This is a genomic window from Acaryochloris sp. IP29b_bin.137, assembly GCF_028285745.1.
In the GTDB taxonomy this organism is placed as follows: Bacteria; Cyanobacteriota; Cyanobacteriia; order Thermosynechococcales; family Thermosynechococcaceae; genus Acaryochloris.
In genome coordinates this window covers 1-16,289 of the sequence record NZ_JANQOP010000344.1, presented here as the reverse complement: position 1 = coordinate 16,289, position 16,289 = coordinate 1, and the positions used below count along the sequence as shown (strand labels likewise).

Here is a 16,289-nt window from a genome sequence, read left to right as displayed (position 1 = left end):
GGCTCCCGCAGGCTGCATGGCAGCAAGGGCCTGAGGCAGAACCAGATTACGGCGGTGATTACCAATTCTGATATTCAATTCATCCGCCGTTTTACTCAGCTCTACCTGATTTTTGGGAATTCCAGGCAGATAGACCTCTAAACTATATTGTCCTTGCTCTTGAATGACTCGTAAGGTGGTTTCCTTGTGATAGACCTGTGTCGGATCTTCTTGGTCATATAAGGTTTCTTTCAAACGCTCCAACGCGGCTAATCCGCACATTTCTTCTTGAAAAAGCGGGACTTCTTTGACGGGTAAAGGCTGAAAATTATCATGAATTTCTTGGCGATATTGATTTTGATTTTGCTTCCAATGCATAAAGAAAGGATCGGAAACATGGTCAGGAATAATCCGGTTGGCCACCACCATATCCGTGGAGACGTTATATAAGCTCAAATAGGCATGGGCTCTTAAGGATTCTTTGATCACCATTTTCTCTGGGTTGGTAACCAAACGAACGGAGGTTTGAGTGTTGTCAGTTAATACCTTCTCTAGGGCTTCAATCTGCTCATAGAACTCATAGGGAGCATCCATCACTTCTTCATCGGGAAGTGAAAAACCAACAATCGGCTTAAAGAAAGGCTCCACCAGCGGTCTGAGAGTGACAGACATGCGCTGGAAGGGTTTATAGAAGCGACGCATATACCACCCCCCCACTTCCGGCAAGCTCAGGAGACGGAGTGCCGTTCCCGTCGGTGCAGAGTCAATCACGAGCACATCATAGGTACCTTCGTCGTAATGACGCTTCATCCGCACCAAACTAAAAATCTCATCCATGCCAGGAAGAATGGCGAGTTCTTCCGCCTGTACCCCTTCTAGCCCCCTAGCTTGCAGGACTTGGGTAATGTAGCGCTTTACAGCCCCCCAATTCCCTTCTAATTCCAGCAGGGCATCTAATTCAGCACCCCACAAGTTGGGCTTAACCTCTAGGGCCTCATGGCCCAGTTCCATATCAAAGCTATCAGCCAGGGAATGGGCAGGGTCCGTACTGAGGACGAGGGTCTTGTAACCCAGCTCGGCACAGCGGATTCCAGTAGCAGCAGCAACGGAGGTCTTACCCACCCCACCTTTGCCAGTCATTAAGATTACGCGCATGGGTTACTTGTAATTGCCTTAGGCATCAACACACTAAAGAGATAAGGCTAATCAGCTTAACCTCTCTTTACATTACTCTAATCTATTTAACTCAATCGGTGGGGCCAACAGAGGAGAATGCGACACGTCATGCTCATAGAATTAGGAGTTCTGCACCGACCGATATCATCAGATTTGTTCCTCTTCACCGACTGCAAGGCAGAACGTCTCTGAGGATTCACTCCCGTTACAGTTGTTTTTTAGCGAGAGGTGAAGGGATAGCTGGAATTTCGTACCATAGAAGATGTACTAAGTTCCCTAAAGTAATAATGTTTTTAACCTGGATGGATTCCAACAGTTGGCTAATCGAAATGGCCGAAAAGCGGATCCTGTTAGACCCTTGGTTGATTGGACCGTTGGTGTTTGGAAATCAACCTTGGTTTTTCAAAGGCGAGCGGGCCATGACGATTGATATTCCTGAATCAATTGATCTGATTTTGCTTTCTCAAGGACTGCCCGATCACGCCCATGTCCCCACCTTAAAGCAGTTGGACCACTCGATTCCGGTCGTGGCCTCCGAGAATGCCACTAAAGTGGTGGAAGAATTGGGCTATACCGATGTCACTACCCTGGCCCATGGCGAAACCTTTACTTGGGCAGAGCGACTCCAGGTTCAGGCTTTACCCGGTTCACCGATTGGCCCCTTCCTGGTTGAGAATGCCTTGGTCCTAACTGATCAAGTCTCCCAGAGCCGCCTCTACTACGAACCCCACGGTTTCCATGCTGCAGCCATCGATCAGCTAGAAGCGGCGGATGTGATTATCGCCCCCATTCAAGACTTAGTACTCCCTCTGCTAGGACCCTTTATTCAAGGGGGAGACTTTGCTTTAGAGGTGGTGAAGAAGCTACAGCCCCAATTTATTCTGCCCACTGCCTCGGGGGGTGAGGTTGAATATAGCGGCATACTCGATAAATTGTTGAGTATGGAAGGAACGATTGATGGATTTCGTCAGCGCTTGCAAGAAAATGGCTGTGACACCCAAGTGCTCAATCCATCCCCAGGAGATCGCGTTGAAATCCCGCTGTCTTCTTCAGTGCCAAGCTAACCATGCGACAACAGCTTGACGACAGAGACCTTGTGGTTGACAATCACCTGGAAGGTTGGCTGAGATTATTTTCCCTCGATGTAAGTGTTCCTCTGTGCAGGAGATCTAGGCATGGATAAATCCAATTACTTTCATTGGTGGCATAAGTTATCTGTTCCCTCCCGCCTATTAATGATCGGCCTAGCCGCACCGATTTTAGCCCTCAATTTCTGGACCTTAGCTTCAATTTCCAATTATTTTGGCGTCTTAATCGGGATTGTTGTGGTGGCATCGTTATTAGCGTTTCTCCTCAATTATCCGGTGAGTTGGTGCGTCCAGCGAGGGTTACGGCGTGAGCCTGCTTCAATTATTGTGGCGCTGTTGGCGATTTCTATCCTGTTTGGTATCGGTATTGTGCTGATTCCGATCGCATTTAATCAAGCCCAACAGTTAGCCAATCGCCTACCGGACTGGTTAGAATCAGGCCGCCAGCAACTGATCTTGCTCAGTCAACAGGTGGAAGAGCGAGGGGTATCCCTGAATTTGGATGTGTTGGCGGTTCAAGCCTTTGATCGGCTCCAGGGTCAACTCCAAGCTTTAACCAAAAGCCTGCTTAATATTGCATTGGGAACGGTTAGCAGCGTTCTGGATATCCTGATTGATGTCCTTGTAACCGTAATTCTGACCTTTTATTTACTGCAACATGGCGACGAACTCTGGGATAGCCTGATTGACTGGCTGCCGGAAGATAGCCAACAGCCCGTTTCTGAGACCCTTCGATCTAGTTTCCAGAATTACTTTATTGGCCAGCTGCTGTTTGGCATCTGTATGACTTCGGTGCTGGTCCCTACGTTTTTAATCTTGAAAGTACCCTTTGGTCTGCTGTTCGGCCTCACGATTGGCACAATGGCCCTTATCCCGTTTGGGGGAACCGTTGGCATTATTCTGGTGACGGGCTTGGTGACGCTGCAAAATATTTGGCTAGGTCTCAAATTATTAGCAGCAGCCGTAATTGTCCAGCAAATTTTAGATAACTTGGTCGCCCCCAGGATTCTAGGTACCATGACAGGGCTCAACCCGGCTTGGGTGTTTATTTCGATTCTGATTGGGGCTAAGGCGGGCGGATTGATTGGGGTTGTGATTGCCGTACCAACGGCGGTGGTGATTAAAACAGCGTTGATTAGTTTGCGATCGCGCATGGCATCCCCTGATTCTGCCACCGTCTCCGATATCGCGGTGGTCTCTGTAGAATCAGAAACCGCGGCTCAGCCCGTGTCCCGAATCTCCTAAGCCTCGGCACCTATTATCTAGCTTTGCAGTCCCCCTACAAGAACGGTAACCAGTCAAATATCCATTGAAACGATTTCAGAAACGGCATCTTATGGCTGAACAAGCGGTTGCTGCGATTGCTTTGGGGCTGGATTTTGGGCTTAAGCTCATCCGGAATGACTTCGCTAGGCACCGTAAGGATAGTAGGTTGCTGCCAAAAGACAATGCTGTCATTCAATGGTTCAACCTGGGTCCCCGGATAGTAAAAATTGAGGATTTGAGTCGCTGACCAACCTTGATTACTGAGATGATAGGATCCCGTCTGGCTGAGGCCAACACCATGTCCAAACCCTCCCCCAATAAAGGCATATCCCTTAAGAACTCTCCGAGGTTTGGTATCTGTAGCTGCTGTTGAACTAGATTGAGCTGGTTGCACTGATGCCGTTGGACTAGATTGTGCAGGCTCAGCTGGAGAAGAAGGCTTGGGTTGAACGGTTTGATACTGCGGCTCCACGTAAAAAAGCAGACTATTGGGAGCTTCAAACCCCCGTAAAATATCATCCTTGGCTAATACCAGGCTACCCAAGTCTGTGGTGACCTGCAGTTTCTGGACTCTACCTCCATGGGATCTTTCCACAATCTCTAGCTTTTGAATCGTTTTGAAATTAGCCAACGGATGTTTCGTCTGGCGTAAAAACTGGCGCAAGAACTCATTCAGTTTGGCCATTGGCGTTTCGGTTTCCCACCGAAACGTTCGCCAAGAAGCTTCATTAAAGCCCTGCTTGAGGTTGATAAAGGCTTTTAAGTTTGACTCATCCGCCAGACTCCGGGTGTTTAAATCCCAAATCCCCTGAGGCAGGGCATCAATCTTAGCGGTCAGATAAGGTCGAGGCGTTCCTTCCCAAACTTCTTGAAACGCAGCAGTTACTCCCCCCGTAGTGGAAGAATAGAGTGCATCCACCAACTCATTGTTGTGGGTGAGCACCTGTCCTGTTGTGGCTTTAATGGCTCGGTCCACGATGGGATCGGTTTTGGCGATTCCTTTATAAACTTGGCACTGGGTATCTGCACATAACTCGTAGCCGTCTATCTTAAAGCGTCGGAGATTACGTAAAGCATAAGTCCGGGCAATAATCGTTTGGGCTTCAATGGCTGTTGTGGGGGCATTAAAACCAATTTCATAGGGGACAACGCCTCGCAAATAGGTCTCTGTTGGCACCTTGTTGACCAATGTGTAAGTGCCATAGGTATTGGGCTGAAACCTTAGACTGCCATAATGCAACTCTTCCCCAATCTGAAACTGCTGCTTTTTGCTCGTGATGCTGACGATGCTGCGTTTGTATTGGTAGCCATTCGTCACAAAACTCAGCTGAGGCTTTTTGTGTAATCGTCGTCGATGCAAGAATACGTTTTTGTATCCCTGTTGTTTGAGAGTATCAATCAACAGAATCCGGTCCGCTGCAGTGGGATATTGATCTCGTTTGGCCCAAACTTGCCACTGTTTCGGCTGGGCAATTTCCACCGGAATGCCCAAAGCCTTAAATTCATTGGCTTTGGTCTCAGCCGTCTCAAAACTACGATGGACACTTAGCACCACCCGCTCTTGCCATCGAGGTTTCTTGAGGGGGGTTGGCGTAATGGCAAACTCGACTTTATCGGTGGTTAAAGTTTCTAGCGCTTTGCCCGTTGTAAATTGAAGCGTCAATTGATCTCCAGGAAGGGCTTGAATCGTCAGTTTATCTGTAGATTGACGACCAAAGCGTTGGTTGATACCGACTTTGATGCGGGGATTGAGGGGCTGGGTATTAACCGCTTGAGCTAGCACTTTAGCATTGGCTGTCGGCAAATTGACTGTAGCGCTTGCGTTAATGGGGATAAGGCTAACAGCCACCAAAGATAGCGCGCAGCCGCTAACAGATAATCGCCAAGGGAGAGATGGCCACGATAACAATGGGATAGGGGCAAGGTGTGTCAAGTTTTGAGTCATAGGGGGGACGATCAGATTTTCGTCTTCTGTACAGGTGATATTGCTTCTGTATGAGTAATGTTGACTTGAAAAGTAAATTTTGTTCATTCTCAGCAAAATATCAGAGCGCTTAAGGCTGAGCCATACTTTGATTGGCAGGTTAGTAAATTTTTGTTGTGTCGGAATAAATTTTAAGTGACATGAACTTAGTTGTCGATTGCGCAAGTTACACGACAAAATATAACCATATAAAATCGGAAATCTTAGAAATATGAATCGGTCTCGATAAAAACATCATTCAATTTTATAGGCTGCCCCTCAGACATTACTCAAATTGCTAATCTCAGAACGCCATTTTTTTCTACCTTCCCTAAGACGCAACCCAACTGCTGCAGGTTTCACACTGACCGAGAGTGTAGTCTTGGTCGTGATTATTAGTATATTTGCAGCTTTATCAGGTCCGAGTTTCTTGAGTTGGCTTAATCAGAAAAAAGTGGACGATGCCTTAGCCAAAATTGAAGGTGCAATTAAAGAAACCCAAAGAGAAGCGATTAAACGCAGTCGAGATTGTACGGTCACGATTCCGAAGGGCATAGACCAAACGCTGACGGGAAATTGTCTAGTGACGGGAAATCGCACCATTGAAGATGTAACTATTTACTATAGTTATTCCACCACTCCCCGCAATATATCCTTCGATTTTAAGGGACTGAATACCCCTCCGGGGACTACGTTATGGGTGTCCATCCCTAATAGTGGTGTGAAGCCCAAATGTCTCGCAATTTCTACAGGAATTGGTCTAATGCGCACTGGCAACTATGATTTGGGAGCAGGAGAATGTATCAGACCTTAACGCTGTCCATTAGACTGGCCTTGCTTTTATCGGGCAATACCTACTCTCATCGAGGGCGTTTCGCAGGCTTTGCGCTGCCAGAATTATTAGTGGCATCTCTGATTCTAAGCTTGGTGATTACTCTAGCGGGTTTTGGTTTGGTTCGAGTATTAAAGGCCAACGAACAAAATACGGTGGAAGCAGAACGACAGTCAGAATTGAACAGAGCCCTGGACTTTATGACTGATGATATTAAAACAGCTACGTCGGTATCCGTCGATGATATCCCTTCGAGGTCCGGTTATTTGGGAGTGTTTAAACTAACAAAAGTTGAAGGTGAAGGGGCTACAAAAAAGGAAGTTGAATTCGCCTATTATACGGCTCCGAAAAGTGAGAGTGACATTTGGAGAGGACCAAGAACTGTTTATCGCCAGCAGGTTTCACCAGCCGAAGACGCCTATGCATTGGTGGATGCTGTCGCAGATATCAATCCTAGCTGTACAGGTAGCGGAGATCGCCCTGCAAATAGCGAAGGACTAAAAGTTTTTGTGCAAGATAAGTCCTACGTCAAGCTCTGCCTGGTAGGACAGCTCAATGACTCCAAAACACTGCTCTTAGAAGCGCAAGCCTTTAGAAGAGGAGCTAACTCTCCTTAACATCCCACTGAAATGCCTGTGGTTGCCTTTTAAAGTCTCGATACAGGTTTTTATCCTACCAGATAATACTAATTCGAGATGGGAATTCACTTACCGTTAGTCAGACAATAAGCAGCAACAGCATTGAGTGAATGCTGTTGCTTTCTCCCAGTGAAGGTCATGTATTGCTGCTTTTCTATTCCCCAATTTCTAGCGAAACGGTGGAGAATACATTAACCCGCCTTGACTCCAAAGTTGATTTTGGCCCCTTGGTAAATTGAGCTTAGTCTTAGGGCCTAAATTACGGTCGTAAATTTCACCATAATTGCCAACATGCTTGACCACGCGGGCTGCAAAATCTGGACTCAGGCCTAAACTTTTACCCAATTCATCCTCTTTGCCCAAAAAACGTTTGATCACAGGGTCTTCACTATTGGCAAACGAATCCAAATTCCCTTGTTTGATTCCAAGTTCTTCCGCCTCAATAGTGGCGTTGACTACCCAGCGAATCACATCTGCCCACTGGGAATCGCCATCTGCGACGGCAGGAGCTAAGGGTTCCTTAGACATCACCTCATCTAAAATGACGTGGCTTTCTGGTTGTGGGAGTGCAGTGCGGCGGGAGACAAGTTGAGACCGATCCGACGTCACCCCATCGCAACGTCCTTCCGCATAAGCGGCATAAGCAGCATTAATATCTTCGTAAACCACAGGCTTATAGTTCACCTTGAGTTTTCGCATTTGATCGGCCAAATTTTTGGCATTGGTGGTTCCTGTTTGTGTGCAAACCGCCCGATTTTGAAAGTCCTTGAGGGTTTTTATCCCACTATCGGCTTTGACCATCATGCCTTGACCGTCGTAAAACACCACCGGCGCAAACGCCATGCGCACCGAACTATCTCGATCCAGAGTCCAAGTGGTATTGCGGCTGAGCACATCAACCTCACCCGTTTGCACCGCCGTGAACCGTTCTTTGGCATTGAGGGGACGATACTCGACCGCATTGGGATCATCAAATAGGGCTGCTGCGATCGCACGGCAGATATCCACGTCTAGACCTGAATAATTACTTTGCTCATCCACAAAGCTAAAGCCTGGCAACTCACCGCTAATGCCACATCGCACTTTTTTTTGATTGAGAACTTTTTGCAAGCGCCCCTCAGCGTTCACATCCGTCCCAGGCGGGTTAGAAGAACTCGCACAGCTCACCAAAGTCGAGGCAACAAGCAGGCCCGCACAAAGAAAGGAGAGTTTTTTATACATGTTAAAGATGTTGTTCGTATTTTTTTTCAGACTATATCCCATGGGGAGTCATGGATCGTGATTCCTCAATTAGCCTACAACCTTGATCAACGAATTCAGTGTCAATGATCATTGACAAGGAACACTTCAACAAATTGTAGCCGTTCGGACAGCTCCATTTTTAACCCCTTCAAAGGTATTCTTTGCCCCATGCCTAATTGCCGAAAGTATTTCCAGTAAAGCCTTTGCTCGATCCGGAAAATGGCTGAATCCTACTGACGACCACAGCACACCTAACCCAGTTTGACGTCGCTCAAGTTCAAGGGGGGACATCTGCTTGATGTTCAGTTGGAATTAAGGCAAGGGAGCAAAAACAACTGGAAACTCACTTCCTGGTTTTGACGGTACAATCTTCACCAATTGAGTTCGTTGATTGCGATCTCCCGATCTAAGAAAACGTACTGTCCCTGAAGCGCCCTCAGCCGTGAACTCTGGACTCATTAAAGCGGCTTGAATGCCTGAGCGATCTTGAGCTGTCTTCAAGGCTTGAATTAAAGCTTGTGATGCATCATAGGTCATGGCTGTTCGCCAGCTAACATCCCCTCCCCATAGCCGACGGGCCATTTTAGGGAAGTTAGCAGTCCGATCTGCGGCAATATGCCAGGGTACTGCAAGCACCATTCCTTCTGCATCGGTCCCTCCTTTTTCTAGGGTGGTCGATCGGTAAGGGCTATCCCCTCCCAGCAAAGGTAACTGTCTTTGATTTTCCTGAATAACCGCAAAGGTTTGGTTCAACGTAGCCGAATTTGGCAGTAAGGCTAATACCTCGGCTCCCCGCTGCTGGGCTCGCTGATAGGCCTCCTTGGCATTAAAGTTTTGATTTAGATCAAATTCACCAATTACTTCCCCGCCATTGCTAAAGAGGGATTCTGTAAATACATCTCTCAAAGATTTACTGTAGCCACTATCACCGTTGAAAAATACGGCAGCTTTCTGTTTTTTCAGGTCCTCCACCATATAGCGAGCCAAGGCTTTCCCCGTAAAGTTATCGCTGGGGACAGTTCGGAAAATATATTGACCGGCTTGAGATAACGCAGTAGAGGTACTGGTGGGTGAAATCATGACCAGCCCTTCTTGCTCATATATTTTGGCTGCAGCCGAAGAGGCACCACTGCCGAAATGACCAATCACTCCGAGGATGCTGGAGTCTTTTACTAATAGCCTCGCGGCCTTTTCCGTACTGTCTGCTTCATTGGTCTCAGTCACAATGGCGACTCGTAAAGGTACTCCATCAATGCCACCTGACTCATTCACTTCTTTTTGGGCCTGAGCCACCCCGCGCAACAATTCTTTGGCTGCATTCTTTGTACCCACATCATCAGAACTGTAAGGAATCGAGATGGCGATGGTATGGGATTTAGTATCGCCAATTCGAGCATTGTTTAAGTAAATCAACGCCTCAGGATCATTTCTTTTATCCTGGAGAGAAGCTTCTAGGGATGGTATGGCCTGATCGTAATCTCCATTTGCGATCGCAACAATAGCGTCCTTCTTTTCCGGGGTCACATCCTCTGCAATCAGCAATACATCCCCCGTACTAAGGCGTTCGGGTTGCAAATCCGGGTCTAAGACCTCCATTTGCCCGGATTTCTCACCCATCAATTGGCTGCTCAGCCACAATACCCCTCCCAATAAGCCCAAGGCTACCAGAATACCCAGTGCAATCTTGCCCAGGCTAAGGGTTAATCCTGGCTTCGGCTTTGAGGGTGAGGTCGAGATGGGTGATGTGGACATTGGTCCACTCGCTCCAGGTAACGGTGTAGGCATGGGGGATTGCCCTGGCCCAACGGAACTTGGGGTCGGGGCTGACGCCCCTGGGGTTCCTATGACCGGATTGGAAGTGGCAACAGCAGTGGGGGACACCACGGCTTGGGTTTTCTGTTGATCCTGGCCGAGCGCCTCTAGCACTTCAGTCGCTGACTTATAGCGAACATTGGGGGAGGGTTCTAGCAGGCGTTCTAGGATAGCCGTTAACCCAGGCGACACGGTGACAAAGGGTTGCCATTGCCAACGATTGGTATAGGCATCAAAGATGTCGATCGGATTCAGCTTTCCGGTCAACAGCACCAAAGCTGTCACCCCCAAGGAGTAAAGATCGGTCGATGGGTAAACGGCCCGACCTGCCATTTGCTCCGGCGGGGCAAACCCGGCTGAAAAGACCCCCGTCGAAGACCCCATGGTTGCCCCGGAAGCTGATCCTTGCGCCACCTGCTTCACCGTTCCAAAATCCAGTAAAAAATACTGGCCATTGTCATGGCGCATGATATTCGAGGGCTTGACATCTCGATGGATTGCGCCATTCTCATGCACAAACTGTAAGATGCCTAGAATGGAGCGCATCACTTCTATTGTTTCTGGTTCAGAGAAAGGCCCCTGGTCTGTGACAATTTCTTCTAGGGTTTTGCCCTGAATATACTCTTGAACTAGGTAAAAAAACTGATCGATTTCCCCGGTTAACGCATTATTGACGCGTAAGGGGAAAAAAGCTAACAATCTTGGAATCTGAGGATGCTGTGTGCCTAGGCGCTCAAGCACTTCAGCTTCCCGATCAAAAAGATTAAGGGCAATTTCTAGCTGGTGTTCCGATAAATCGGCGGGGGGCTGAAACTGTTTAACGACACAAGCATGATTGGCAGGCGTTCTGCGATCGCGCGCTAGATACGCAGCTCCAAACCCACCTTGACCCAGCAGGTTAATCGGTAAGTACCGACCATCCAAGATCAGTTGCATGCCGCAACTACTGCAATATTTTTGCTGAACGGTTTTTAAGGTTTGTTTGTCATCTAAATCTGAGAAAAAATTGCGAGGATTCGAACAGCCAGGTCGAGTACAAGTTATTTCCATCCGCTTAGTTCAGTTCCAAGAAACTCAAATCACTATCGTTCAGCTAGATTGATCCGGAGAAACTCTGGTTGAGGCCAAAGGTCGGATCCTGTTAGCCAGGATAAGCCACACATTGAACATCTATCCAGAGCAATGCTATTGATTGGATAACAGCAATTTTATCCCCCAATATTTGATTACACAGTTTATCATTGCGCTTTTATTCGATACATCCTCTGGACGAAATACCATTCCCAGTCTTCCCCATCATCAGGCTAGGCAAGGAGTACGCAGTACTCAGGCCAGGGTTTAAACAAAAACAGAATGCACCTGGTTTTTGCACAATCGATAGGTTGAGTCTTTAGGTCAGATTATTGCCGCAAACAAGCCCGTATAACGTCTTCGGGTCCTCCTTGAATCAGGATAATCGGGATATCCAATGCTTGAGACAAGTCTGCCACTGTCATATTGTCTAAAAACTGCGTGGTTCCATACTTTAGCATCAAGGTCGGTAAGAGCAACGCTTCTCCTAGAGGTAGATTCTGCAAACCAGCCAAAATATCTTGCCCGGTCAGCAGCCCCGTCACCGTCATTGTTTGCCCCCAGTAATCACTCCGCATAGGGGCTAAGGTTATCCTCAGGCCCTGAACTTGGTTTAATCGCTGAATAATAGGCTGAAATGCCTTTTCTACGGTATTACCCACGACCCAGGTCAAGTTTTTCGCCGCGGGGATGCGGGCAGGTAATGATAGAGCTGCCCGCTCAAACTGCGACAGAAACTGGCGAATTGAACCCACACCATTGTCAATTTGAGGGTAATCTTCGTAATGGCTCTCAGGGGGCAGGTCTTGCCCTGCAATTAAAAACCATTCATCAGCTAGCCAGACAAAGGTTGTTCCCAACTGTTTTTGATACTGCTCCTGGAGTGTCTGAACAAGGGCAATCACCTCAACTGCATCGGTGGGTTGGACTGGCTTTAGTTGATCTTCTGGAGGGCGAAATTGCGTTAGACCGACGGGAACCACTGCCACTGAAGCAACGGTAGGCACTTCAGATAGGTGAAATTGGGCCAGGTCCATTAGGGTCTGCTGTAGAATTTCCTCATCATTGATGCCCGGACAAACGACAACTTGGGCATGAATCTGGAGTCGCCGTTCCTGAAACCACTGCAGTTGGTCAAGAATTTGGCCGGCTCGGGGGTTTTTTAACAGCCGTGAGCGGACTTCTGGATGGGTCGCGTGCACGGATACATAGAGAGGGGACAAGCGCATCGCCTCAATGCGGTCCCATTCATGGGGTGGGAGATTAGTTAGGGTCAGATAACTGCCGTATAAAAAGCTAAGGCGATAATCATCATCTTTGAGATAGAGGCTGGAGCGCAGTCCCGGGGGCTTTTGGTCAATAAAGCAAAAGGGACAGTGGTTGTTGCACTGGATCAGCCCGTCAAATAGGGCTGTCTCAAACTCCAGTCCCAGTTCCGAATCAAAGTCTTTTTCGATGTCCACTTGATGGGGGCGACCTGCCGCATCCAATACTTCAAGGGTCAGATACTCATCCGCACATAAAAAACGATAGTCAATCAGATCCCGAGGGACTTCTCCATTGATCGACACCAAACGGTCCCCCGGTTCAAAGCCCACTTCCGCAGCAATTGAATCGGGGACCACCGCTGAAATCAGAGCTGGCTGAATGGAAGACTTACTCATTCACTGAATCGATGGGGTTTATTCACACAACCGCCCATCTCTCAGTCGATTTTAGCGCCTAACACACTGGCTAACAGGGCTTGCTGCGTATGGAGGCGGTTTTCAGCTTGGTCCCAAACTCGAGATTGCGCCCCTTCCATCACTGCCGCCGTAATTTCCTCCCCCCGATGGGCAGGCAAGCAGTGGAGGACAATGGCATGGGCGTCTGCCTGAGCCAATAAAGATTCGTTGACTTGATAGGGCTGAAAGATGGGAATGCGATTGCTGGCTGAGTCTTCTTGACCCATGCTGGCCCAGACGTCGGTATACAGAGCATGGGCTCCATGAACTGCTTCTTCAGGGTCAGTCGTGATCAGTACGGAACTGCGATCGCCTGCCAGTATCTTTGCTTTTTCGACAAAATCTGGCAGGGGCTGATAATCCGGGGGCGTGGCGACTCGGATATTCACCCCGACTAAGGCACATCCTAGCAATAGCGAATGAGCGACATTATTGCCATCTCCTAGATAGGTGAGGGTCAATCCGTCTAGCTGCCCAAATGCCTCTCGGAGGGTTAACAAATCCGCAAAGATCTGACAAGGATGTTCTAAATCTGTCAGGGCATTGATCACAGGGATCGAAGCATAGTTCGCAAAGGTGATTAGATCCTGCTGTTCATAGGTACGAATCGCTAGCACATCTAAGTAGCGATCTAAGACTCTAGCCGTATCTTCCAGGGGCTCCCCTCGACCCACCTGGGTCGCATCCGGTCGAAGGTCAATCACCTGTCCCCCTAAACGGTACATGCCTACGGAGAAGCTGACCCTGGTGCGAGTAGACGCCTTGGTAAATAGCAAACCCAACACCTTGGGACAATAGGGTTTGACCTGCCCCGCCTTGATTTGAGCTGCCAGCTCCAACAAACCATCAATTTCTGGGCTCGTGAAGTCTGCTAAACCCAGCAGATCTCTTCCTTTCAGATTTGCAGTATCGGTAGACATAAACGCTCGATCAAGCTTGGAGGGCTAGAACAACTAAGGCACCAAAATAGTGGAAACATCCAGAATACCTTATTAAAGCAAGCCCTGTCTTTATCCTGATCGCACGACCTTATTCTTCTGGCGGCTCCACTGATGGAGTGGGGGCAGGAACTGTCGGTGGGGCAGTAGGCGGAGGTGCTGTTTCTGATTCTGGCTGCACAATCTTCTCGGATGGCTCAGGTTGATCGGGTACGAGTTTGGGTTCACTTGGAGGAGAGGACACAGGGGATGACAGTTGAGCCCCTGAGGGCTGAGCCTTTTGAGGCGCAATCTTCTTCGCAGGTGGTTTTACAGGCTGATTGTGAACGGAGGGTGGAGGCTTAGGAGATTCTTTCGGCGTATAGCGAGGTTGATCCAGGCGTTTCACTAATTTTTTGATGGTTTCTAGGGATGCCTTGTTTTTCTTGGTCCGCTGTTGAGCCCAGGCTAAGGCCGTTTTCGGATCATCCTGAACATGTCGAATCAAGGTACCCCATGCGATTGCAGCTTGATCCTTGGGGTTCACCCCTAAAAAGGCGTCGACTCGGGCTGACAATCGTCCTGGATCAGCAGCCAATAATACCCGGACTTCTGCCGGATCTGTTTGGGGGGATTGGAAAAGCGTGAGAGCAGCACTCCACTCGCCGTTTACCAGCCGCGCCACAATGGTTTGCACTTGGCTTGCCAAAATTTGCTGGGATTGGGCCTGGGCGACAGCCGCATGGAGATTAATATAGTCCAGTTGAGCTTGAGCCTTGGGAGACCATCTGCGTGGCTGTTGTTTTTTAACGACCAATAACTTTTTTTGAGCCGGAGACCATAAGCCACTGCGAGCCAACAACAAACTTTGGGTGTAGCCTTGATCGGCAAAGGCTGGCTTCGCCAGGGAAATAGGCTCCATCTGCAAATCCCCGGTTGGGGCGCGGTGCAGTCGATATACTGCAAACTGTGGTTCCAAGCCTACGGTTTGCTTAACCACTAATTCTGGTTGCGGGTCCCCCGTCACTTGCCGCCATCGGGGATATTCCCCCGACGGACTCGCCCAGTTCAGCATCAAGACCAGTCGCGCTTCATCTGGATGGAAATATAGAATCTGACCATAGGTCGCTGTCGCGCTCCCTTCGCTCCGCAATCCCGTTAATCGTAACCAGGACCCTGGTTTGGGGGCAGGGTGATAAACCTCCAGCCGAGAGAGATGCAAAGGCCGCGTTGACCCAGTCACTAAGCGGGGGTTCCGAGCTAAATTGGCTAATTTTTCTGCCGTCGGTCCCCGAACAGCCATTCGATCCAGCAAACGGTAATAGCGTTTGCCTTGGAACAGTCTGAGCAGAGACGGCAGTTTCAGAGAACGGTAGACCTGCAAAGCTTGAATCTGTTGGCAAGGACGCTGTGAGCAGCTCTGGTTATAGACTGGGATTAAAATATCTTTGGTGGCCGTGAGCGGACTGTTGGCATCGCCATCCGCTGCCAGCACAATTGGCTTTCCGGGCAACCGTTTCTGATCCTGGAGGCGCTTTAGTATTTGCTGCAGGGTACGGGGTTGATGGGCGGCCGTTTGCGTCCCTTTGGAGGTGGGCAAGTACTGGTTTAACCAAAACGCTACATCTGGATCTGTAATGACTTGGTAACTTAACCATGCCAGTCCCACTACGGTGATAGTGGTGCCAGCAAGCAGCAGCAGATTCAGACTCGATCGAAGCTTATGCAGTGATCGAGGAGGCTGAGAACGAGCAGGCTTGATAGGGGTACGAGGGGTTGCAGGGACATAAACGACTTTGCCGTTCCGAACCTGGCGGGAGAATTTTTGGTTAGTGCTCACTTCAGACGCTAAAAACTATATCCAGACGCTTCGAGACGATGACGGAAGTCGGTCAGAATATCCATCAGATCTTGCTGTCCTTGGGTAGGTACCAGATCAATCAAAGGAAGTTTCCGTTTACCCCCCCCCAGTGGCACAGAAACCTCTGACAGAACCTGCAGGATCTGAGGTTCTTCCAATAATCCGTTTTCCAAAAGGTTACAAAATTGCTCTGCTAAAGACTGATGTAGATGGGCATCACTGAGGAAGAGATGCCATTTGGCCACATCAATATAGATTTTCTCGCCAATTTCGGCGGCGAGAGCTTCTACGTCAACAGTTGCAATTTGGTCTGCCATAGCTTAGGGTACCCCCAGTTTGAGGGGGGAGTAGCGTGAACTCTAGAATTCACTCGATTGTCCTTCCTAGGATAACCTCTGATTTCCTAGACCTCTAGTTTCTTTATCAGTAGGAAGCACTTGTTAAAACCACCTGGCGGATATCCATTTCTTTTTCGGACCGCTATAGATTCACTAATCGAGCAATCTCAATTTGGATATCAGTAAAGGCCAAAGGAGAAACTGTGCCGGCGGTTAGCACCCGCTCAGTGGTGTAACCCCCTTGAACCAAATCTCGATACACGATGAGCTGGCTTTGTCTCAGGTTAACTATCCTTCTTAAGCCTCCGGTTTGACCGGAGGACTCGTAAGGTTTAACCTTCCCTGCGGTCATAGTCCTATCCCAAAACTTCGGGAGTTGCTA

At 48.7% G+C, this 16,289-nt stretch carries 13 protein-coding genes; 4 read left to right on the top strand and 9 right to left on the bottom strand.

What is annotated here, in order from left to right; translation table 11 throughout:
- Nucleotides 1-1,134: TRC40/GET3/ArsA family transport-energizing ATPase (locus Q0991_RS23260; RefSeq protein WP_299493117.1), on the bottom strand; the 1,134-nt coding region annotated here is incomplete at its 3' end.
- Between the two features lie 308 nt (nucleotides 1,135-1,442).
- Here Q0991_RS23260 and Q0991_RS23255 point away from each other — a divergent pair.
- Together Q0991_RS23255 and Q0991_RS23250 are read left to right on the top strand one after the other, a co-directional pair.
- A complete protein-coding gene (locus Q0991_RS23255) occupies nucleotides 1,443-2,219 on the top strand; it encodes an MBL fold metallo-hydrolase (protein WP_299493115.1) in 777 nt (258 codons plus the stop codon).
- Between the two features lie 111 nt (nucleotides 2,220-2,330).
- Nucleotides 2,331-3,488 (top strand): AI-2E family transporter, encoded by a 1,158-nt coding sequence (locus Q0991_RS23250; protein ID WP_299493113.1) that lies wholly within the window; start codon nucleotides 2,331-2,333, stop codon nucleotides 3,486-3,488.
- 34 nt (nucleotides 3,489-3,522) lie between these two features.
- On the opposite strand, the gene Q0991_RS23245 is transcribed toward Q0991_RS23250, so the two are convergent.
- Nucleotides 3,523-5,358 carry a SpoIID/LytB domain-containing protein gene (locus tag Q0991_RS23245; protein WP_299493111.1) on the bottom strand — a complete coding sequence of 612 codons (1,836 nt, stop codon included), beginning with the start codon at nucleotides 5,356-5,358 and terminating at the stop codon, nucleotides 3,523-3,525.
- A 544-nt stretch (nucleotides 5,359-5,902) separates the two neighbouring features.
- On the opposite strand from Q0991_RS23245, the gene Q0991_RS23240 reads away from it, so the two are divergent.
- Nucleotides 5,903-6,286, top strand: a complete 384-nt coding sequence (locus tag Q0991_RS23240) for a type II secretion system protein (RefSeq protein WP_299493109.1) — start codon at nucleotides 5,903-5,905, stop codon at nucleotides 6,284-6,286.
- Entirely contained in the window at nucleotides 6,271-6,921 is a 651-nt protein-coding gene (locus Q0991_RS23235) for a prepilin-type cleavage/methylation domain-containing protein (RefSeq protein WP_299493107.1), read from the top strand. The genes Q0991_RS23240 and Q0991_RS23235 overlap by 16 nt, the downstream gene beginning before the upstream one ends.
- A 189-nt stretch (nucleotides 6,922-7,110) precedes the next feature.
- Here Q0991_RS23235 and Q0991_RS23230 read toward each other — a convergent pair whose 3' ends face one another.
- The 7 genes from Q0991_RS23230 to Q0991_RS23200 form a co-directional block, all read right to left on the bottom strand.
- The gene (locus Q0991_RS23230; RefSeq protein ID WP_299493105.1) at nucleotides 7,111-8,163 is read right to left on the bottom strand and encodes an amino acid ABC transporter substrate-binding protein; all 1,053 of its coding nucleotides are present in this window, start codon (nucleotides 8,161-8,163) and stop codon (nucleotides 7,111-7,113) included.
- A 333-nt stretch (nucleotides 8,164-8,496) separates the two neighbouring features.
- Nucleotides 8,497-11,046, bottom strand: a complete 2,550-nt coding sequence (locus Q0991_RS23225) for a bifunctional serine/threonine-protein kinase/ABC transporter substrate-binding protein (RefSeq protein ID WP_299493103.1) — start codon at nucleotides 11,044-11,046, stop codon at nucleotides 8,497-8,499.
- Nucleotides 11,047-11,396: 350 nt separating this feature from the next.
- The gene (locus Q0991_RS23220) at nucleotides 11,397-12,731 is read right to left on the bottom strand and encodes a TIGR03279 family radical SAM protein (protein ID WP_299493101.1); all 1,335 of its coding nucleotides are present in this window, start codon (nucleotides 12,729-12,731) and stop codon (nucleotides 11,397-11,399) included.
- 41 nt (nucleotides 12,732-12,772) lie between these two features.
- Nucleotides 12,773-13,711: an ornithine carbamoyltransferase gene (gene argF, locus Q0991_RS23215; RefSeq protein WP_299493099.1), complete on the bottom strand. Its 939-nt coding sequence runs from the start codon at nucleotides 13,709-13,711 to the stop codon at nucleotides 12,773-12,775.
- A gap of 109 nt (nucleotides 13,712-13,820) precedes the next feature.
- On the bottom strand, nucleotides 13,821-15,548 hold the full coding sequence (locus Q0991_RS23210) for a hypothetical protein (RefSeq protein ID WP_299493097.1): 1,728 nt from the start codon (nucleotides 15,546-15,548) through the stop codon (nucleotides 13,821-13,823).
- An 8-nt stretch (nucleotides 15,549-15,556) separates the two neighbouring features.
- Nucleotides 15,557-15,886, bottom strand: a complete 330-nt coding sequence (locus tag Q0991_RS23205; protein ID WP_299493095.1) for a DUF3181 family protein — start codon at nucleotides 15,884-15,886, stop codon at nucleotides 15,557-15,559.
- Between the two features lie 163 nt (nucleotides 15,887-16,049).
- Entirely contained in the window at nucleotides 16,050-16,259 is a 210-nt protein-coding gene (locus Q0991_RS23200; RefSeq protein ID WP_299493093.1) for a hypothetical protein, read from the bottom strand.
- Nucleotides 16,260-16,289 lie beyond the last annotated feature (30 nt).